Genomic DNA, 20,780 nt, shown 5'->3' on the forward strand with positions numbered 1-20,780 from the left:
GGCGCATGGCTGGCCGGGACGGTTGATTAGATATCCAGATTATCCGCGAAGGCAGCGCGTTCCTGAATGAAGCGGAAGCGGGCATCCGCCTTGGTGCCCATCAGATTGTCGACCGCCTCGCGGGTGCCTTCGAAATCCACGTCGTCGATCTCGACGCGCAGCAGGGTGCGCTTTTCGGGATCCATGGTGGTTTCCTTCAACTGTGCCGCCATCATTTCGCCAAGGCCTTTGAAGCGGCCGATTTCGACCTTCTTGCCCTTGAAGACGGTTTCCATCAATTCGGCGCGGTGGGCGTCGTCGCGTGCATAGGCGCTCTTGGCACCCTGACGGATGACGTAGAGCGGCGGCACCGCGAGATAGAGGTGGTTGCCACGAATGAGTTCCGGCATTTCCTGATAAAAGAAGGTGATGAGCAGCGAGGCGATGTGAGCGCCATCGACGTCGGCATCCGTCATGATGATGATGCGTTCGTAACGCAGATCCTCTTCGCGGTACTTGGTGCGCGTGCCGCAGCCCAGCGCCTGGATGAGATCGGCGATCTGCTGGTTGGCGGAGAGTTTTTCACGGCTGGCGCTGCCGACGTTGAGGATCTTGCCGCGCAGCGGCAGGATGGCCTGATTGGCGCGGTTGCGCGCCTGCTTGGCCGAGCCGCCAGCCGAGTCACCCTCGACGATGAAAAGCTCGGCATTCTCAGCCGTGTTCTGCGAGCAGTCCGCCAGCTTACCGGGCAGGCGCAGCTTGCGCACCGCCGTCTTGCGGTTGACTTCCTTTTCCTTGCGGCGGCGCAGGCGTTCTTCGGCGCGCTCGATCACCCAGTCCAGCAGCTTCGCCGCTTCGCCCGGATTGCCGGTGAGATAATGGTCAAAGGGATCGCGTAGCGCGTTTTCGACGATGCGCTGGGCTTCGACGGTCGCGAGCTTGTCCTTGGTCTGGCCGACGAATTCCGGCTCGCGGATGAAGACGGAGAGCATGCCCGCTGCCGAGATCATCACGTCATCGGTGGTGATTTCCCTGGCTCGTTTGTTCTGGGTCAGCTCCGCATAGTTCTTCAGGCCCTTGGTGAGCGCGATGCGGAAACCGGCCTCATGCGTACCGCCTTCAGGCGTCGGGATGGTGTTGCAATAGGAATGGATCTGCGTGTCGCCGCCATACCAGGTCACAGCCCATTCCAGCGCGCCGTGGCCACCGGTCTTTTCGGTGCGGCCGGAGAAAATCTCGCGGGTGACGGTGAATTCCTTGCCGAGCGTGGCGGCCAGGTAGTCCTTCAGACCACCGGGGAAATGGAACACGGCCTTTTCGGGGATTTCGCCGCCGGCGGGCACCATGCCGGGATCGCAGCTCCAGCGGATTTCGACGCCGCCGAAGAGATAGGCCTTGGAGCGGGCCATGCGGAAAATACGGGCCGGTTCGAATTTTGCGTGATCGCCAAAGATCTGCGGGTCCGGATGGAAACGCACGCGGGTGCCACGACGGTTGTGCACGTCACCCAGTTCTTCGAGACCGCCGATCGGCGCACCGCGCGAAAAGCGCTGGCGGTAAAGCTTGCGGTTACGGGCGACTTCCACTTCCAGAAGATCGGACAGCGCATTGACCACGGAAACGCCGACGCCATGCAGGCCGCCGGAGGTTTCATAGGCCTTGCCATCGAACTTGCCGCCGGCATGCAGCTTGGTCATGATGACTTCGAGCGTCGACTTGCCCGGAACCTGCGGATGGTTTTCCACCGGAATGCCGCGTCCGTTATCGGTGACGGTGAGGAAACCCTCGGTATCGAGATGGACCTCGATGAAATTGGCGTGGCCTGCGACGGCCTCGTCCATGGAGTTGTCGATGACTTCGGCAAAGAGGTGGTGCAGCGCCTTCTCGTCGGTGCCGCCAATATACATGCCGGGCCGCATGCGCACCGGTTCCAGCCCTTCGAGCACGCGGATCGACGAGGCACCGTAGTCGTCACCGGAGGGGGACACGGGCGCTGGGGGCGGGGGCGTCGTAACGGCCGCAACGGCTGCTGGTTTCGGCTGCACGTTCACGTTCGCGGCTGCGGACACCGGGGCCTTCACGGGTTTTGCCGTGTCCTCGTTCTTTTCCGTTTCGCTGTTTGGTGCCACCGGAAGACCGGAGAAGAGATCGTTGCTATCGTCCATCATGTCCAAGGTTCAAAAAAGCGTGTCGTCAGAATTTCGCCAAGCGAATCAGTATGCCAATAGGGGCGAGTATAGCGCCAAACGTGCAGGGCGTGTGGCCTAACGCGGCGCACCCTATGCCACGACTATGTCAGGGTTTCGCAACAGGAGGATTGCGCTGCCGCCCTGGCAATGGCAAGTCTCGCAGCCACGAATGAACGGTTAACCAAGTCATGTCCACAGCTCATTTCACGTTTTGTACTCTTTTCTGCCTGACTGTTGCGGCGATGCCGGGCGGTGCCGGGGCGGCGGACGGGCCGCTGCGGCCGTTCAAGGACGAGCTGTTTTCCAGCCAGACAGTGCTTTCCACGGCCGATGGCGGCGCATCTGAGGTGATCGATTATCAGGAGATGCGCGATATCAACGGCCGCGACGAGGTACCGGAACGCCGGGTGAAGCGGCAATATGTGGATATGGCGCCCAAGACAGCGCAGGCGATGGAATCCGTGGCGGTTGAGGGCAGGGCGCTTGAGGTGGGCCGCGTCGGGCCATCATCCGGGCAGGCCTTCACCGTGATCTTCATTCACGGGCGCGGCGGCGACCGGCGGCTTGGCATGAACGACTATACGTTCGGCGGCAATTTCAACCGGCTGAAAAATCTGGCTGTCGCCAATGGCGGCACCTATTATGTGCCGAGCGTACGATCCTTCGATGCCAATGGCGTTGCCGACGTTTCCGCGCTGATCGCCTATGCTGCTAGCAAATCCGGCGGCAAGCCGGTGGTGTTGGCCTGCGCCTCCATGGGCAGCTTCATCTGCTACGGCATCAGCCGCGACAAGGCGACGGTCGGCAATCTCAAGGGTATGGCGATCCTTGGCGGCGCGGTCGATCCCGATTTTCCGAAGAGCGCCTTTGCGAAAGCCAAAAAGCCGGTGTGGTTCACCCATGGCAGCGCCGACAAGGTCTATTCCGCCGAGAGCCAGGCGACCATCTTCCGCACCTTGCTGAAGGCGGGAGAGCCGGCGCGCTTCACGCTTTTTGAGACAGGCACGCATGGAACGCCGGTGCGCATGACCGACTGGCGGGCGGTTTTGAACTGGATTTTGAGCCGATGAGGTCCAGTTTTGGTTCGACAGGCGCGAATTTCGGCAAATTGACTGACGTTTTGAAGCTTATGACTGCTTTTTTGTACCAATTGTCATCAGCTGCGTTTAAGGAAATATTCCGGGATTTCCGGCAGGGTTTCTGTCGCGATTAGGGGCCGCCTGGCGGCTGAGGTAAGGGGTGTTCGCGCAAGCGGCTCTCCGAGACAAAGGGAATGGGATACGCATGACGCCGAATGTTCGACCGCTTGTAGCCGGAAACTGGAAGATGAACGGCACCCGTTCGTCGCTCGATCAGATCAAGGCCATGGCTGAGGGCGTCAAGGGCGCGCTTTCGGAAAAGGTGGATGCGCTGATCTGCCCGCCATCGACGCTTCTTTATGTGGCAACCGCGCTCTGCGACGACAGCCCGCTGATGATTGGCGGACAGGATTGCCACCAGAATGTTTCCGGCGCGCATACGGGCGACATTTCCGCCGAGATGATTGCCGATTGCTTCGGCACCCATGTCATCGTCGGCCACTCCGAGCGTCGCACCGACCATGCCGAGACGGATCATCTGGTCCGTGCCAAGGCCGTTGCCGCCCATCAGGCCGATCTTATCGCAATCGTCTGCATTGGCGAGACGGCGGACGAGCGCAAGGCGGGCCAGACGCTCGATATCCTCAAGCGCCAGCTCGCCGGATCGCTTCCGGACGAGGCAACCGCCGAAAACACCGTCATCGCTTATGAGCCGGTCTGGGCCATCGGCACGGGTCTGACGCCGACCACGCAGGATGTGCGCGAGGCTCATGCCTTCATGCGCGACGAGCTGGTCAAGCGCTTTGGTGATGAAGGCAAGACCATGCGGATTCTCTACGGCGGCTCGGTGAAGCCTGCCAATGCGCTGGAACTGATGGGTGTCGAGAATGTCGACGGCGCACTGATCGGCGGCGCGAGCTTGAAAGCCTCCGACTTCCTTTCCATCTATGCGGCATACGAGCAACTGACGGCTTGAGACACGCTTTCCTGCCACAGTGGCGGGAAAGGGGCTTGGAATAAGCCTTCGCCTCATGTAAAGAGCCGCGAAACCTTCTTTGTAGTGCTCCGCGCGGGGCATGGAATGGATTGTCATGCAGACCGTTTTGATTGTTATTCACCTCATGATCGTGCTGGCGCTTGTCGGCGTGGTTCTGATCCAGCGTTCCGAAGGCGGCGGCCTCGGCATCGGCGGCGGTTCGGGCTTCATGTCCGCGCGCGGAACGGCCAATGCGCTGACCCGCACGACGGGTATCCTTGCCGCGCTGTTCTTCGTGACGTCGCTCGGACTTGGTCTTCTGACCCGGTACGAATCGCGCCCGACGGATATTCTGAACCGTATTCCGGCCACGCAGGGTCAGGGCAACGGCATTCTCGACACGCTCGGCCCGGCACAGACGCCGGCAACGCCGGCTCCGGCTGAGAATGGCGTTCCGACCAACAGCGGCGCTGCAGCACCTGCGCAGACCGCGCCTGCGCCGGCCACTGCTGGTGAAGCCGCTCCGGCACCGGCCAAGCCCGCCGATCCGAACGCAGTTCCGACCGGTCAATAAGCCCGGTTATGATTTAACGCTCCGGCAGGCCAAAAGCCTGCCGGTTTTCTTTTGTTCGCATTTCGCCACATCCCATTGCCAATTCGTCAACAGCGAATTTGCAACAGCATGAAATTTGGGCTGGCGGAATCAGAGGTAAAAAGGTATCCGGTGAATCCCATGGCGCGATATGTATTCATCACAGGCGGCGTGGTCTCCTCTCTCGGTAAGGGCATCGCAGCTGCGGCACTCGGAGCATTGCTGCAATCCCGTGGTTATCGGGTGCGGCTTCGCAAACTTGACCCCTATTTGAACGTCGATCCCGGCACGATGAGCCCGACACAGCACGGTGAAGTGTTTGTGACGGACGACGGTGCCGAGACGGACCTCGACCTTGGCCACTATGAACGCTTTACGGGGCGTTCGGCGACCAAGACCGACAACATCACCACTGGCCGGATCTACAAGAACATCATCGACAAGGAACGCCGCGGCGACTATCTCGGCGCGACCGTTCAGGTCATTCCGCATGTCACCAACGAGATCAAGGATTTCGTGACCGAAGGCAATGACGATTACGACTTCGTCATCTGCGAAATCGGCGGCACGGTGGGTGATATCGAGGCGATGCCGTTCATGGAGGCGATCCGCCAGCTCGGCAACGATCTGCCGCGCGGCACTGCAATCTATGTTCACCTGACGCTGATGCCTTACATTCCGGCGGCCGGCGAATTGAAGACCAAGCCGACCCAGCATTCCGTGAAGGAACTGCAGGCGCTTGGCATTCATCCCGACATTCTGCTGGTGCGCGCCGACCGGGAAATCCCGGAAGCGGAACGCCGCAAGCTTTCGCTGTTCTGCAACGTGCGTCCTTCCGCCGTCATTCAGGCGCTGGATGTTGCCAACATCTATGACGTTCCGATCGCCTACCACAATGAAGGTCTCGATTCGGAAGTGCTGGCCGCTTTCGGTATCGAACCGGCGCCGAAGCCGCGTCTGGAACAGTGGGAAGAGGTCTGCAACCGTATCCGCACGCCGGAAGGCGAGGTAACGATTGCGATCGTCGGCAAATATACCGGCCTCAAGGACGCCTACAAGTCGCTGATCGAGGCGCTGCATCACGGTGGTTTTGCCAACCGCGTCAAGGTCAAGCTGGAGTGGATCGAGTCGGAAGTCTTCGAAAAGGAAGATCCGACGCCCTATCTCGAAAAGGTCAACGGCATTCTGGTGCCGGGCGGTTTCGGCGAGCGCGGTTCGGAAGGCAAGATCATGGCGGCGCAGTTCGCCCGTGAGCGCAACGTGCCCTATTTCGGGATCTGCTTTGGCATGCAGATGGCAGTCGTGGAAGCGGCGCGTCATCTGGCCGGCATCGAGAATGCCTCCTCCACCGAATTCGGTCCGACGGCTGAGCCCGTCGTTGGCCTGATGACCGAGTGGGTAAAGGGCAACGAGCTGGAGAAGCGCTCCACCAAGGGCGATCTCGGCGGCACCATGCGTCTCGGCGCTTACAAGGCAGCGCTGAAGAAGGACACGAAGATCGCCGAAATCTACGGTTCCACGGATATTTCCGAGCGCCACCGCCACCGTTACGAGGTGAATGTGGACTATAAGGACCGGCTGGAAGAGTGCGGCCTCGTCTTCTCGGGCATGTCTCCTGATGGTGTGCTGCCGGAAACGGTGGAATATCCTGACCATCCCTGGTTCATCGGTGTGCAATACCACCCGGAACTCAAGAGCCGCCCGCTCGACCCGCATCCGCTGTTTGCCAGCTTCGTTGAAGCGGCGGTGGAGCAGAGCCGGCTGGTTTGATGGTTTGAATGAGATGAAGAGGGCCGCTTTTGCGGCCCTTTTTTATTGGGGTGCGCACAGAAAGCGTCAGGCCAGAAGGTTGTGCTTCCTCAGCCATGCCTCATACCATCCAGGCCATTCTTGCGTGGGGGTTCCGGGCTTGCCCATGCCGAAGCCGTGGCCGCCAGAAATGATTGGGTGAAATTCGACATCGACATCCGCCTTCTCGCACGCCTGCTGCATGATACGGCTATTGGCGGGATTGGAAATCCGGTCGTCATCTGCCTGCGTGAGGAAGACCGGAGGGCAATCTTTGCTCACATGGCTTTCCACTGACCACTCTCGTGTTGCCTCGTCTGTCGGGTGCCTGCCGATAAGTGCCCTCCGGGTCGATGTATGTTCATAGGGCGCTGCAAGCGTGATGACCGGACAGATCAGGGCCGCAACATCCGGCCGGGCTGATTGCCTGTCGATGTCATCGACTGCTTCGTAAGACGCAAAAGCCGAGCGGGCGGCGGCCAACCCCATCAAGTGCCCACCCGCAGAAAAACCAAGTGCGCCGATCCTGTGCGGATCGATCTGCCGGTCCAAAGCGCGTGCACGCACCAGACGAAATGCGCGCTGCGCATCCTGAAGCGGTGCCAGCGGTCCAGCAGCCCATCCTTCAATCGGCAGACGATAGGTGAGGACAAAAGCATAAATGCCTCTGGCCGCGAGCCAGCGTGCGGCGGGATAGGACTCCTTGCCTTCCTCGATGCGTTTATATCCACCGCCACCTGCAATGATCATTGCGGAACCATTTGGCTTTGCGGGAGCGAAAACCTCCAGGCTCGGTACGGCAATGTTGGTGACAGCGCCTTTTTTGCTTATATCCGGGACGCCGTTCGGACCACCGCCACCCGGAGGCGGGCCGGGCCAAAGTGAAATCCATTGCCTATCGCCTTGCGCAAGCAGACTTGGGACTTTCATGGCCGTGGCGAGGAACGCACCACCAAGAAGCAGGCTGCGGCGGCAGATCATGATGTCATCCTCAATCGTGCATCTGGTTTCGGCATTCTCTGCGGAACAACAGCTTACGGGGACGATTTAAAAACACCAAGAGTGGTCAGTACCGGGACATCTCAATGCTTTGACCCTACACCACGGTCTCATCGCTCATCCGTCAATCGAACAAACAAAAAACGGGCCCGAAGGCCCGTTCTCTATTCCAGCGATAATCTCGACCGGCTTACTTCGGGCCGATCATGTTTTCCGGGCGCACATACTGGTCGAATTCCTCGTTCGTGAGGTATCCGCCGCCGACTGCCTCGTCGCGCAGTGTAGTGCCGTTCTTGTGCGCGGTCTTGGCGATCTTGGCGCAGATGTCGTAGCCGAGCTTGCTGTTGAGAGCCGTGACGAGCATCAGCGAGTTCTCGACGCCCTTCCTGATGTTGTCTTCGCGGGCTTCGATGCCGACGACGCAGTTGTCGGTGAAGGAGACGGCGGCATCGCCCAGAAGCTGGACCGACTGCAGGAAGTTGTAGGCCATCATCGGATTGTAGACGTTCAGTTCGAAGTGCCCCTGCGAGCCTGCGAAGGAGAGCGCGGCATTGTTGCCGAAGATGTGGGCGCAAACCTGCGTCAGCGCTTCCGACTGCGTTGGGTTCACCTTGCCCGGCATGATCGATGAGCCGGGTTCATTTTCCGGCAGCGACAATTCGCCAAGACCGGCGCGCGGGCCGGAGCCGAGGAAGCGGATGTCGTTGGCGATCTTGAACAGGGCTGCTGCTGCGGCATTGATCGCGCCATGCGAGAACACCATGGAATCGTGCGAGGCAAGCGCTTCGAACTTGTTCGGCGCCGTCACGAACGGCAGGCCGGTGATCTTGGAAATCTCTTCGGCAACCTTTTCAGCGAAACCGACGGGGGCGTTCAGGCCCGTGCCGACCGCCGTGCCGCCCTGGGCAAGCTTGGAAAGTGCGGGCAGGGTGAGTTCGATATTGGCAATCGCCGAGGCGACCTGCGCGGCATAACCGGAAAACTCCTGGCCGAGCGTCAGCGGCGTGGCATCCTGCGTGTGGGTGCGGCCGATCTTGATGATCTTTTCGAACTGCTTGACCTTGGCTTCCAGCGCCGTGTGCAGGTGCTTGAGGGCCGGCAGCAGGTGGTGAACGATTTCTTCCACGCAGGCGATGTGCATCGCCGTCGGATAGGTGTCGTTCGAGGACTGGCTCATATTGACGTGGTCGTTGGGGTGAACCGGCTTCTTGGTGCCCATTTCGCCGCCGAGCATCTCGATTGCGCGGTTGGAAATCACCTCATTGGCATTCATGTTGGATTGCGTGCCGGAGCCGGTCTGCCAGACGACCAGCGGGAAATGCTCGGTCAGTTTGCCGTCGATGACTTCCTGTGCAGCTGCGATGATGGCGTCGCCTACCTTGGGGTCGAGGCCTGCAAGCGCCATGTTCGCACGGGCGGCGGCCTGCTTGACGATGCCGAGCGCGCGAACGACAGAGGCGGGCTGCTTTTCCCAGCCGATCTTGAAGTTGCCGAGCGAGCGCTGCGCCTGCGCGCCCCAATAGCGATCGGCCTGAACTTCAATGGGTCCAAATGTATCGGTTTCCGTCCGTGTGGCTGTCATCAATCTTGCCTTTTTACTCGTTTTCCTCCGCCAAAACGGCACTTCGCCCGCCTTGCGCGCGCCGATATATAGAATCATCGCGCTGGCAATGAAAGCGTTGCGAGGCATGCCTGGCAGATATTTCCCTTGGGACAGGGCGATTTTGGCGCTCATCCTGCCCGGTTAAGAAAAAGACCTTGGCGTGTCATTTTTACTACGTCGATGAAAGCCCGGAAAACCGGGGTTTCATCGGCTTTGAACGGCTTGGCCAACCACGGCAAAGTGAATGAAATAAATAGAAATTTAACCATTCTCGCCAATTCTGGAAATTACGTTTTTACGGTTTTGGCCGTAATATGAGGTTCATTTCGGGTGCGTTCTGGACTTCGGCGTTTTCTTTTCAACGGGCCGTCTATCGGCTAGACAAGCATGAAACTGGATGCTCCGTCTTCGTTGGCGGCGCTGGGTGCTACGAGGATCAAATTGCAAGTCACATCTGGAAAAACATCGGCAGCGCTGGTGCTGGCTCTCGGTCTTTCCGTTTCCACCGCTCTTCCCGGCAGCGCCGGCGCGGTAACGCTGATGGACCTTTTGCGTGGCGGGCCTGGCAAGGTTGCGCGCGATCGCGGTGAAATGCCGCCAGCCGGTATCGTCACCTCGCCGCCGACGGTCGGACCGAGCGCCGATGCATCCGATCCCGAGCCTCTGCCGCGTGTTTCCGGTCCACGTTATTACGATTACAAGGCTGATACCGCACGCGCTGTGAACACCGCCAATTTCGGCGAGGGTCTTGCCAATGTGAAGTTCAGCGCCACCCCCGAAATTGGCAAGGCTCTGGAAGCCTATTACGGTGCCGGCGGCAAGGCGCTCTGGGTTTCCGAAGGCGAGCTGACTGCCCGCGCGAACGCCGTCATGGCGTTTTTGGAGACTGTTGGCGAAAGCGGCCTCGATCCGGCCGACTACAGCATTTCAGTACCCGCAAAGGACGTAACCGCCAGCATCAGCGCCGGCGCGAACGCATCCGGCACGCCGGTGGAAGTGGCTTCCGTATCGACCTCCGACGCCTATCAGCGCGCGCAGATGCAGTTCGAGCTTGCGCTTTCCGCCAAGGTCCTGGCCTATGTGCAGGATACGACGCGTGGCCGTGTCGATCCGAACCGGCTGTCCGGTTACCACGATTTCAAGCGCAAGACGGTGAACCTTGCGCCCGTGCTGAAGCTTGCAGGCCTCAGCCCCGATATCGCAGCCTATCTGCGCAGCCGTGAACCTTCGAACGCCGAATATCTGGCGCTGAAGGCCGAACTGGCCCGGTTGCGCAGCGAGGGTGATGCGGCCAACACGGTCAAGGTTCCCGCCGATCTGGTGCTGAAACCCGGCAACAGCAGCGGCGACATGGCGAGCGTCGTCAAGGCAATCGAACATCGCGCTTCGCCTGCCTTCAAGGCGGAACATGCGGCGATCATTTCCGGCTACCAGCAGACGCCGGATTATACGCCTGATCTCGTTGATCTGGTGAAGGCATTCCAGAGCGAAAACGGCCTGAAGGCCGACGGCGTCATCGGCCGCGCGACCGTGCGTGCCATGGTCGGCGAAAGCAACGACGCCCGGATTGCCAAGGTGCAGGTGGCGATGGAGCAGATCCGCTGGCTGCCGGCCGATCTCGGCCAGCGCTATGTCTTGATCAACCAGCCCGCCTTCATGGCCTATTACCACAATGACGGACAGGAACAGTTCGGCATGAAGGTGGTGGTCGGCTCCAAGGCCAACCAGACCTACTTCTTCCAGGACGAAATCCAGACCGTCGAATTCAACCCCTATTGGGGCGTTCCGCAGTCGATCATCGTCAACGAGATGCTGCCGAAGCTGCGCCGCGATCCGTCCTATCTCGACCGTCTGGGTTATGAGGTACAGGTGGGTGGCCGTGCGGTTTCTTCCACCAGCGTCAACTGGTTCGGCTCGACCAACGCCATTTCGGTGCGTCAGCCGCCAAGCAGCGACAATGCGCTGGGCGACCTGAAAATCCTGTTCCCGAATGCGCATGCCATTTACATGCATGATACGCCTGCCAAGAGCTTCTTCAACCGCGATATGCGGGCGCTGAGCCACGGCTGTATCCGTCTGGTCGACCCGCGCCGCATGGCGGCGGCTGTTCTTGGCACCAGCGTCGAAAAGGTCAACGAGCAGATTGCAGCGGGCAAGAACCGCGCCGTGCAGGTGCCGGTGAAGATACCGGTCTACGTGGCCTATTTTACTGCCTGGCCGGACAAGGCCGGCAAGGTGCAGTTCTTCGACGACGTCTACGACCGTGACAGCTACGTCCAGAAGGCGTTTGCGGTAACGACGAAGGCGCGGGCCGCGTCGATTTGATAGAAATCTCATTGAGAAAAAGAAAGCGCCGGAAACGGCGCTTTTTTTGTTTCTGCGACTGCCAGTTACTATCGTAGCGACGATGCCGTAAAAAGCGTGAATGCCAGTTCGCCATCGCCGTCGAGCATGTTTGCGCTCAACAGCGCATCTTCCAGCGATGATTTGCGGATGAGGAGTTGGTAAAAGAATAGATGAACGAAAAGCGGCGTTGCCGCACCATCGGGATAGCCGTGTGAGGCTATGTAGGCGTGTGCTCGACCTTCGATGAATACTTTGGCGAAACCCTGCGAACCCGTGCAGCAGGCGGTGCTGAACACCACTGTGTCCCGCAGGTCGATGTTACCAGAGAGAATGTCGGCGTCCATGCTGCCGTCTTTCAGTTCTGTTCGGGTTATCTCCGGGGCGCACTCGCCGACGACTAGGCCGTTTTCATCGCCATGACCGCTGATGATGAGGTAGGGCGGCGGGTTATCTGGCTGTTTCAGGCAGACCAGAATGTCTTCCGGCGTGCCGGGGAGATAAAGCCTTACCGATGCGCCTAGGCTTTCCAGCATTGCCCTCAAAAGCAGGGCCTCGCCAGAATCGCCGACGGCGACAATGCCGACGGCGGTGCGAGGGAAAAGGACATTGCGATCGACCATGGCGAGCCTGAGAGTGTTCCGATTTATGCAGCGGCGTTGCGTTCTGTCAGCAGCCTTCCCACTAGATCTGGCGTTAGCGTTGCAAAATCATCTATCACGACATCTGGTTCGAGTTCGGCCATCGGCACATCCGAATAACCGAAGGTGACGCCGATCGATGGGACGGCCGCATTTTTGGCGGCGAGAATGTCGTTGATGCTGTCACCTACCATGACCGAGCGCTGCGGGTCGCCGCCAGCCTTTTCGATGGTGCCGAGAATATGGCGCGCATCAGGCTTGCGGAAGGGGAAGGTGTCGCCACAGGTGATGGCGGCGAAATATCGGGTGAGATCCAGTTTTTCGAGCAGCGGGAGCGCAAGGATTTCGGTCTTGTTGGTGCAGACCGCGAGCGTGATGCCAGCTGACGAAAGCGCATCCAGTACGCTGACGATACCGGGGTAGGGGCGGCTGTCGCCGGGCATTTCCGCGCGATAATGGTCAATGAACCGCTCGTATAGCGGCTCCAGTTCGGCTTCCGGCAATTCTACCTGACGCAGCGCGAAGGCCCGCTTGATCATCACGCGCGCGCCCTGGCCGACGAGATGCGTCAGGTCGTCATAAGTAACGGGGACAAGACCGGCTGCGGCGACGGTGTGGTTGAGGCTGGAAACGAGATCGGCGGCGGTGTCGACGAGCGTACCATCGAGGTCGAAGATGGCGAGCGGGGAGAGCGGGCGGGATGTCACGGGAACTGGCCTCTTGAGAGAATGCTTTTGGCGATGATATCGGTGCGTTCGTTGTGGCCAAGCCTAGGCAAACGGCTTTGTCTTTGCAACCGCGCCACAACGTTCTGTTCGTTGCCTGCAAAAATGCTTTCGTTTGGCTTTCGACCCGTGTAAACAGCACGGCGACGACAAAGCTACCGGAGTTTCAGGCACATGGATGCCCGCCAGATGAAGATCAAGGCCGCCGAGGCCGCATTGTCCCATGTGCAAGACGGGATGCGACTTGGTATCGGCACGGGCTCTACGGCTGAGGAATTCGTCAGGCTTCTGGCGGAAAAGGTTGCTGCAGGCCTGAAGGTCGAAGGCGTGCCGACATCCGAGCGTACCGCGCGCCTTTGCGTGGAGCTTGGTGTGCCGCTGAAATCCCTCGATGAATTGCCGGAACTGGACCTTACCATCGATGGCGCGGACGAAGTGGATCACGGCCTGCGACTCGTCAAGGGTGGTGGCGGTGCGCTTCTGCGCGAAAAGATCGTGGCGGCTGCATCCGCCCGCATGATCGTCATCGCCGACCAGAGCAAGGTTGTGGAGACGCTTGGCGCTTTTCCGCTTCCCATCGAAATCAATCCGTTCGGTCAGGTGGCGACACAGATAGCCATCGAGAAACTGGCGGCGCGGTCCGGCCTCTCGGGCGACCTGACGATGCGTTCGTCGGGCGACGGCGCCTTCATGACGGATGGTGGACACCTCATTCTCGACGCATCTTTTGGCCGTATTCCTGATGCAGAAGCGCTTGCACGCGAGCTGAACACTATCCCCGGTGTTGTCGAGCACGGACTTTTCATAAATTTGGCATCGCTTGCCATCATTGCGGGTCCTGAAGGCGCCCGCGTGATGCAGGCAGTATAACAGGAGCGAGATTTTCATGATCAAACTAGCGGGACTGGGCAAAGCTGCCGCTGCTTCGATCCTCATTTCCGGCATCGTGTTCGGTACTGCCGCACGCGCTCAGGAAATTTCGGAAGCGCATATAGCCGCCGCACGGCAGGCGATCGCCTCTCTTGGCGTTACTGACCGTTTCGATGATATCCTGCCGGGTCTGGCGGAACGTCTGAAGGCCGAACTCATTCAGGCATCGCCGAATGTGCAGGACGTGATCACCGCGACTGTCGACGCCAAGGCACTTGAGCTTGCGCCGCGCCGCGCCGATCTGGAACGCGAGGCAGCACTCACCTACGCGCGCGCCTTCTCCGTCGAAGAGCTGAACGCTATCTCAACCTTCTACAGCAGCGAAGCCGGCAAGAAGCTTCTGAAGGACGGCCCGATCGCCACGCGCGAACTGATGAAGGCTGCCGACATCTGGGCCGCGGGCATCAACCGCGATCTGAACACCTCCAGCATGACCGAATTGCAGAAAGTGGCCGGCGCTGATCTGAAGCCGCTTCCGGCCGATCAGGGCAACACCGGCGGCGCTCCGGCTCACAAGCCCTGAGTGAAATAGATAGAGCGTCGGGTCCCAAAGCTCACGTTCAGAAATATTCAAAGCCCGGCCGCAAGGTCGGGCTTTTCATTTGTGCGTCGCAGCACCTATATGTGCCATGAATACGCCACAGCCCGCCTTGAGGCCGATGGCACGTGGTTTTGATCAGGGGTTTTGATTATGACAGCTTATGACTACGATCTTTTCGTTATCGGTGGCGGCTCGGGCGGCGTTCGCAGCGCTCGCGTTGCCGCCTCACTCGGCAAGCGTGTGGGAATTGCCGAGGAATACCGTTACGGCGGAACCTGCGTCATCCGTGGTTGCGTGCCGAAGAAGCTGTTCGTTTATGCCTCGCAATTTCCGGAGCATTTCGAGGATGCCGAAGGTTTCGGCTGGAGCGTTGGCGAGCGTCGTTTCGACTGGAAAAAACTGATTGAAGCGAAAGACAGGGAAATTACCCGTCTCGAAGGCCTGTACCGCAAGGGTCTGGATAACGCCAAGGCCGATATTTTCGACAGCCGTGCAGAGCTTGTCGATGCGCATACCGTGAAGCTGACGAAGACTGGTGAGACCTTCACGGCCGAGCGTATCGTGATTGCCGTTGGCGGTACGCCGAACGAACACAAGGCGCTGCCCGGCCACGAGCTGACGATCTCCTCCAACGAGGCTTTCGACCTGGAAGAGCTGCCGAAATCGATCCTGATCGCTGGCGGTGGTTACATCGCCGTGGAATTCGCCAATATCTTCCACGGACTCGGTGTCGAAACGACGCTGATATATCGCGGCAGGGAAATCCTTTCGCGCTTCGATCACGATATGCGCAAGGGCCTTCATGAAGCGATGGAAGCCAAGGGCATTCGTATCATTCTTGAAGACGTCATTCAGGAAGTGAGCAAGGACGGTGGGAGCGGCTTTGTGGCACGGACGAAGCAGGGCAACTCGCTGCATGTCGGCCTGGTGATGCTGGCGCTCGGTCGCGATCCGAATACGCATGGTCTAGGCCTTGAAAATGCCGGTGTGAAGGTGGATGCGCGCGGCGCAATCATCGTCGATGAGTATTCGCGCACGAACGTTCCTGGTATCTTCGCACTGGGCGACGTCACCGACCGGGTACAGCTGACGCCGGTGGCGATCCACGAGGCCATGTGCTTCATCGAAACCGAGTACAAGAACAACCCGACCAAGCCGGACCACGAGCTTATTGCCACTGCGGTGTTCTCGCAGCCGGAAATCGGCACGGTTGGACTTTCTGAAGAGGAAGCGGGCAGGAAATACCCGGAACTGGAAGTCTATCGCGCGCAGTTCCGTCCGATGAAGGCAACGCTGTCCGGGCGTCAGGAAAGGACGATCATGAAGCTGATCGTCAATGCCGCCGACCGTAAGGTCGTCGGCGCGCATATTCTCGGCCACGAGGCGGGCGAAATGGCGCAGCTTCTTGGCATCACGCTGAAGGCCGGATGCACCAAGGACGATTTCGATCGCACCATGGCGGTTCATCCGACAGCGGCCGAGGAACTGGTGACGATGTATTCGCCAAGCTACCGCGTGGTGAACGGCGAGCGCGTGTAACGCCGTCGCTTGCGCGACGTGATCACGTCTCCGCTTTGCTCGCCACCACTTGAAAACCGTTGTTTTCCGGGTGGTGGCGGGTTTATTAAATCGTTTGAATTGACTTTTATGCACGTTAAACGCCCAAAACGGGCGGAATGGGCCCGATGGCCCTGACATCGGCTATGCAAAGCCTGTGCTTGGAGCTATAAGCCGCTCAATTTTTCGAGGCGGTCGTGCACAAATGCGCGGGCGAGAAAAGGGTAAGGACATGGCACAGAATTGGACACCCGGCAGTTGGCGGCAGAAACCGATCCAGCAGGTTCCCGAATATCCTGACGCGGCAGCGCTTGCGGCGACGGAAGCCACGCTTGCGACCTATCCGCCGCTCGTTTTTGCCGGTGAAGCCCGCCGCCTGAAAAAGCAGCTTGCCAATGTGGCAGACGGCAACGCCTTTCTGTTGCAGGGTGGCGATTGCGCCGAAAGCTTCCTCGAGCATGGCGCGGATAATATCCGCGACTTCTTCCGCGCTTTTCTGCAGATGGCTGTCGTCCTGACCTATGGTGCGCAGCTGCCGGTGGTGAAGGTCGGTCGTATTGCCGGTCAGTTCGCCAAGCCTCGCTCTTCGAACGTGGAAGTGCTCGATGGCGTGACGCTGCCGTCCTACCGCGGCGACATCATCAACGGCATCGAGTTCAATGAGACCTCGCGCGTGCCGAACCCCGAGCGTCAGCTCGACGCGTACCGCCAGTCGGCGGCGACGCTTAACCTGCTGCGCGCTTTCGCAATGGGCGGCTACGCCAACCTTGAAAACGTTCACCAGTGGATGCTCGGCTTCATCAAGGACAGCCCGCAGGCGGATCGTTACCGCAAGCTGGCTGACCGGATTTCCGAGACCATGAACTTCATGCAGGCAATCGGCATCAGCGCAGAAAACAACCCTAGCCTGCGCGAAACCGATTTCTTCACCAGCCACGAGGCTCTGCTGCTCGGTTACGAAGAGGCGCTAACCCGCGTCGATTCGACCTCCGGAGACTGGTATGCCACGTCTGGCCACATGATCTGGATCGGCGACCGCACGCGTCAGCTCGACCATGCGCACGTGGAATATTTCCGCGGCATCAAGAACCCGATCGGCCTGAAGTGCGGACCGTCGCTGACGCCTGATAATCTGATCGAGCTGATCGACGCGCTGAACCCTGCAAACGAGGCAGGTCGTCTGACGCTGATCTGCCGTTTCGGCCACGACAAGGTTGCCGACAGCCTACCGAAGCTCATCCGTGCCGTGGAGAAAGAGGGCCGCAAGGTCGTCTGGTCGTGCGATCCGATGCATGGCAACACCATCACGCTCAACCACTACAAGACGCGTCCGTTCGAGCGCATCCTGTCGGAAGTCGAAAGCTTCTTCCAGATCCACCGCGCCGAAGGCACACATCCGGGCGGCATCCACATCGAGATGACCGGCAAGGACGTGACCGAGTGCACCGGCGGCGCCCGCGCCGTGACGGCGGATTCGCTGTCGGATCGTTACCACACCCATTGCGATCCGCGTCTCAACGCCGATCAGGCACTGGAGCTGGCTTTCCTTCTGTCCGAGCGCATGAAGAGCGGCCGGGACGAGAAGCGTCTGGCAATTGCTACTGCCTGACAGAGGCAGATAAAACAAAAAAGCCGCCGGATACTGCCGGCGGCTTTTTTTATGGTTGTCGGCCTGATTACTGGACGAGTGCCGGCTGCTGGCAGCGAACGTCGGTGACGCGCACATCGGCTTCGCCGATCTTGACGCCGAGTACCAGCAGCACGTTGTAGAGCAGCTGATCCACGGGCGCCGTGACTGCCGCGAGCGTGTTGGCAAGCGCTGACTGGATGCCCGCCAGACCTCCCAGATCGATGTTGAGGAAGAGAAGCCTGATATCCAGATTGAGGTTTTTCAGCAGTGAACTGACAAGAGTGGTAACGGTATCCTTGGTGGAAACACTCTTGATCTTGGCCTGGGTGATATCCGACTGGGTGAAGGTCAGCTTGGTCTTCGTCATGTTCGTGGCATTGATGAGGGCGCTGCCATTGATGGCAAGCAGGGCCGAATCCACGATCGCGGTCTTGGTGACGCGCGGATCCTTGCCGAAATTGGCAAAGGCCGTGGTATCGACATTGCCAAGCGCGATTTCTGCGACGCCGGGAACGACTTCGACATCGACCGTACCCTGTCCGCCGCCCGTGCAGCGAATGTCGGCGAGCCGCGCTTCGGCATGGGCGACTTCCACATAGAGCGGAATGTTGACCTTCAGACCGGCAATCGCCTGAAGCCCGTCAACCACGACACTGACCGCCAGACGGGTTTGTGCGGTGCGCACCACCGTGCCCTGGCCGCCGACGGCAAGCGACGGCGTTTCGACGGGTGGCTCACCGATGGCGAGCGTCGTCTTGACCGAGGCGAGACCGAGAAGATTGGCGTTGAGGTTGAGCGCCAGCTGGTTGCCGCCATTGCCTGCCACGGCAGCGGCGTTGAGAAGATCGAAGACGCCTGCGGTGACCTTGAGGTTTTCGCCGCTACCGATCAGCTTGTCCGAGAACGGGCCGAGATTGAGGATTTCTTCAAGCTTGAGCTTGATGTTGCTCTTGTTAGCGGTTTTTGCCAGCGTCTTCAGAATGTTGGCCACAGCCGGCTGCAGGCCGGTGGTCTTCGTCAGCGCGTCCAGGAATTTGCCGTAGGTGATTTCCGTCTTCAGGACATCCTTGTAGGTGCCGGCTGTCAGGTTGAGATCGACAGCCAGCGCTTCGACGACATGCAGCGCGTTGACATCTGCAGCCACAAGCGCCTGGTAATCCATAACCTTGAGCGAGACCGTGGTGCCGAGCAGGCCGCCGAGTAGGCTGTTCAAAATGCCTTCATCGAGGCTCGCCAGTCGCGAGCCCACCGAAAATGCCGCGATCTTTTGGGATGAGGCCGTTCCGGCCGCGGAAATCTTGGGCGGCGTTGTGAAGGCGGAGGCAAAGAATATCTGGCCCTTTTCGACGATATTCACTTTCATCGCATTGGTGGGAAGTGCATTTTCGACGAAACGCTGGCCGACAGGCAGGGTCGCGTCCGGCTCATAGTGACCTTTGACGACTTCGGCATAACCGTTGCTCTTGGCAAATTCGTTCAAGGGGTCGAAAGGTTGAAGACCGTCCACGGTCAAGAGGCCATTCGGTGTCTTGACCCCGAGATTCATGCCGTTGAGGGCGAAATATTGCTGGACCGCCTTTTCGGGATCAGCGGCATTGGCCGCCGCTGATATGGCCGCAAGATCGGCGGTCTGCTGCAATTGCCGCTTCTGCAGGGTCAGATAGCCATAATCGACGCCAAGCGCCAATATGCCGATGAAAAGCGGTGCGGTAAGCCCGGCCGAGATGGCGATGTTGCCTGTGCTATCCTTCAGGAAACGGGGAAGCAAAGAAGAGATATTTTGCATGTCATGCTCCTCCGATCCGGATTGTGGAAAACCGCCGGATGACCGGCTCGGGCAGGGTGTAGCTGTAGAGGCTCCAGATCGGCAGATCACGGGCGTCATATTCCACCTTGACCGTGAACTGGTTGGCATTGGCGGGATCGGTGGCGACGTTGACCGTGAAACGCTTCTTGTCCATGAAGGCGTAGCTGAGGTCACTTTTGGTGACGAAATCACGGGCCAGCTGCTGGCGCTCGGTCGTATTCAGTCCGGCAACTGCCGTCCTTGCCGCGTCGGCGGCGATCTGCTGCACAGAATAGGCGGCCATCAGGTAGATACCGTAGGCAATCATTGTCAGCAGGACGAGAAAGAAAATCGGCGCGACGATAGCGAACTCGACAGCGGACGAGCCGGATCGATCACGAAGGAAATGCACTCCATTACGCATAAAGCACCCCCGTTTCTTCAGGCACCAAAGTCAGATGCCTTTATTCTTATTTTCGGAAATGCTAATTTATAGGTGTTAATTTTGTATTGATGTCGCTCTTATGGGTTGCAGGCCGGGAAAGCCCTTCGCGTTAATACCCATGGATTTCAGATCAGCCGAAGCCCTTTGAAGCTGGCGTGGCCGTCTTTGCCGATGATGATGTGGTCGTGCACCGCTATCCCCAGCGGCTTTGCCGTATCGATGATGGTTTTGGTCATCTCGATATCGGCACGCGAGGGGGTAGGGTCTCCACTCGGATGATTATGTATTAAAATCAAAGCCGTAGAGGAAAGTTCGAGGGCGCGGCGCACCACTTCGCGCGGGTAAACCGGCGTGTGGTCCACGGTTCCCTGACCCTGCACCTCGTCGGCGATCAGGACGTTGCGCTTGTCGAGGAACAGGATGCGGAATTGTTCGCGGGTTTCATGGGCCATGGCGGCATGGCAATAGTCGATGACCGAAGACCAGGAGCCGAGAATCTGCTTGTTGCGGATTTCGCCCTTCAGCATGCGCTGGGAAACGGAGGCGACGAGCTTCAGATCGAGCGCCACGGCCTCACCCACGCCCTTCACCTCCTGCAACAGCGGCAGCGGCGCGCCGAGCACCCCGCCAAGGGTACCAAAGCGGGCGATCAACGCCTTGGCGATGGGTTTGGTATCACGCCTCGGTATCAGCCGGAAAAGCAGAAGCTCCAGCAGTTCGTAATCGGCAAGGGCGGTATCGCCGCCGTCGCGATAACGCGCCCGCAGCCTGTCCCGATGGCCGTGATAGTGTGCGATCTCCGCTTCCGGCTCCGCAACGGCTGCGGGGTGTTCCGAGGTCTTCTTCACCGCACTTCGCGGTTCGGCAAAGAAGCCGCGCTCATCCGTTCCGTCGAACAGATCGCCGTTTCCCGCCTGAAAGCCGGAGGTCGATGGAAGATCGGCGGAAGGCGGGGCAGGGCGTTTTGCCATGGCGGT

The 20,780-nt window shown here is 59.5% G+C and carries 17 protein-coding genes; 9 read left to right on the forward strand and 8 right to left on the reverse strand.

Translation table 11 applies throughout. The features are described from left to right. Nucleotides 1-26: 26 nt before the first annotated feature. On the reverse strand, nucleotides 27-2,147 hold the full coding sequence (gene parE, locus F617_RS0117890; protein ID WP_013636223.1) for a DNA topoisomerase IV subunit B: 2,121 nt from the start codon (nucleotides 2,145-2,147) through the stop codon (nucleotides 27-29). Between the two features lie 209 nt (nucleotides 2,148-2,356). Between parE and F617_RS0117895 the strand changes: the two genes are divergently transcribed. The 4 genes from F617_RS0117895 (at nucleotide 2,357) to F617_RS0117910 (ending at nucleotide 6,585) form a co-directional block, all read left to right on the forward strand. Then, on the forward strand, nucleotides 2,357-3,238 hold the full coding sequence (locus F617_RS0117895) for a dienelactone hydrolase family protein (RefSeq protein ID WP_019566207.1): 882 nt from the start codon (nucleotides 2,357-2,359) through the stop codon (nucleotides 3,236-3,238). 214 nt (nucleotides 3,239-3,452) lie between these two features. After that, nucleotides 3,453-4,223, forward strand: coding sequence for a triose-phosphate isomerase (gene tpiA, locus F617_RS0117900; protein WP_003515430.1), 771 nt, complete (start codon nucleotides 3,453-3,455; stop codon nucleotides 4,221-4,223). Nucleotides 4,224-4,338: 115 nt separating this feature from the next. Next, nucleotides 4,339-4,797: a preprotein translocase subunit SecG gene (gene secG / locus F617_RS0117905; RefSeq protein ID WP_003515429.1), complete on the forward strand. Its 459-nt coding sequence runs from the start codon at nucleotides 4,339-4,341 to the stop codon at nucleotides 4,795-4,797. 150 nt (nucleotides 4,798-4,947) lie between these two features. Continuing rightward, nucleotides 4,948-6,585, forward strand: a complete 1,638-nt coding sequence (locus F617_RS0117910; protein WP_026330924.1) for a CTP synthase — start codon at nucleotides 4,948-4,950, stop codon at nucleotides 6,583-6,585. Between the two features lie 66 nt (nucleotides 6,586-6,651). Here the strand turns inward: F617_RS0117910 and F617_RS0117915 are convergent, their stop codons facing one another. Both F617_RS0117915 and fumC read right to left on the reverse strand, forming a co-directional pair. Beyond that, nucleotides 6,652-7,584, reverse strand: coding sequence for an alpha/beta hydrolase (locus F617_RS0117915; RefSeq protein ID WP_019566211.1), 933 nt, complete (start codon nucleotides 7,582-7,584; stop codon nucleotides 6,652-6,654). A 208-nt stretch (nucleotides 7,585-7,792) separates the two neighbouring features. Then, the gene (fumC, locus tag F617_RS0117920) at nucleotides 7,793-9,184 is read right to left on the reverse strand and encodes a class II fumarate hydratase (RefSeq protein ID WP_026330925.1); all 1,392 of its coding nucleotides are present in this window, start codon (nucleotides 9,182-9,184) and stop codon (nucleotides 7,793-7,795) included. Between the two features lie 408 nt (nucleotides 9,185-9,592). Here fumC and F617_RS0117925 point away from each other — a divergent pair, with 408 nt between their 5' ends. After that, nucleotides 9,593-11,530: a murein L,D-transpeptidase gene (locus F617_RS0117925; protein ID WP_081626756.1), complete on the forward strand. Its 1,938-nt coding sequence runs from the start codon at nucleotides 9,593-9,595 to the stop codon at nucleotides 11,528-11,530. Between the two features lie 68 nt (nucleotides 11,531-11,598). Here F617_RS0117925 and F617_RS0117930 read toward each other — a convergent pair whose 3' ends face one another. Both F617_RS0117930 and F617_RS0117935 read right to left on the reverse strand, forming a co-directional pair. After that, nucleotides 11,599-12,171: a hypothetical protein gene (locus F617_RS0117930; RefSeq protein WP_019566214.1), complete on the reverse strand. Its 573-nt coding sequence runs from the start codon at nucleotides 12,169-12,171 to the stop codon at nucleotides 11,599-11,601. Between the two features lie 23 nt (nucleotides 12,172-12,194). Beyond that, on the reverse strand, nucleotides 12,195-12,896 hold the full coding sequence (locus F617_RS0117935; RefSeq protein ID WP_019566215.1) for an HAD family hydrolase: 702 nt from the start codon (nucleotides 12,894-12,896) through the stop codon (nucleotides 12,195-12,197). Between the two features lie 192 nt (nucleotides 12,897-13,088). On the opposite strand from F617_RS0117935, the gene rpiA reads away from it, so the two are divergent. From rpiA to F617_RS0117955, 4 genes are all read left to right on the forward strand, one after another. After that, entirely contained in the window at nucleotides 13,089-13,784 is a 696-nt protein-coding gene (gene rpiA, locus F617_RS0117940; RefSeq protein WP_003515412.1) for a ribose-5-phosphate isomerase RpiA, read from the forward strand. Between the two features lie 16 nt (nucleotides 13,785-13,800). Then, entirely contained in the window at nucleotides 13,801-14,367 is a 567-nt protein-coding gene (locus tag F617_RS0117945; protein ID WP_003515410.1) for a DUF2059 domain-containing protein, read from the forward strand. A 168-nt stretch (nucleotides 14,368-14,535) separates the two neighbouring features. Next, the gene (gene gor / locus F617_RS0117950; protein WP_019566216.1) at nucleotides 14,536-15,924 is read left to right on the forward strand and encodes a glutathione-disulfide reductase; all 1,389 of its coding nucleotides are present in this window, start codon (nucleotides 14,536-14,538) and stop codon (nucleotides 15,922-15,924) included. A 250-nt stretch (nucleotides 15,925-16,174) separates the two neighbouring features. Continuing rightward, nucleotides 16,175-17,551 (forward strand): class II 3-deoxy-7-phosphoheptulonate synthase, encoded by a 1,377-nt coding sequence (locus F617_RS0117955; protein ID WP_003515403.1) that lies wholly within the window; start codon nucleotides 16,175-16,177, stop codon nucleotides 17,549-17,551. A 67-nt stretch (nucleotides 17,552-17,618) separates the two neighbouring features. Here the strand turns inward: F617_RS0117955 and F617_RS0117960 are convergent, their stop codons facing one another. The 3 genes from F617_RS0117960 to radC form a co-directional block, all read right to left on the reverse strand. Beyond that, the gene (locus F617_RS0117960) at nucleotides 17,619-19,358 is read right to left on the reverse strand and encodes a TadG family pilus assembly protein (protein ID WP_019566217.1); all 1,740 of its coding nucleotides are present in this window, start codon (nucleotides 19,356-19,358) and stop codon (nucleotides 17,619-17,621) included. Between the two features lies 1 nt (nucleotide 19,359). Further along, nucleotides 19,360-19,782, reverse strand: coding sequence for a TadE/TadG family type IV pilus assembly protein (locus F617_RS0117965; protein ID WP_013636212.1), 423 nt, complete (start codon nucleotides 19,780-19,782; stop codon nucleotides 19,360-19,362). Between the two features lie 146 nt (nucleotides 19,783-19,928). Continuing rightward, nucleotides 19,929-20,774, reverse strand: coding sequence for a DNA repair protein RadC (gene radC, locus F617_RS0117970; protein WP_013636211.1), 846 nt, complete (start codon nucleotides 20,772-20,774; stop codon nucleotides 19,929-19,931). Nucleotides 20,775-20,780 lie beyond the last annotated feature (6 nt).

The sequence above is a fragment of the Agrobacterium sp. 10MFCol1.1 genome (genome assembly GCF_000381165.1).
GTDB lineage: Bacteria > Pseudomonadota > Alphaproteobacteria > Rhizobiales > Rhizobiaceae > Agrobacterium > Agrobacterium tumefaciens.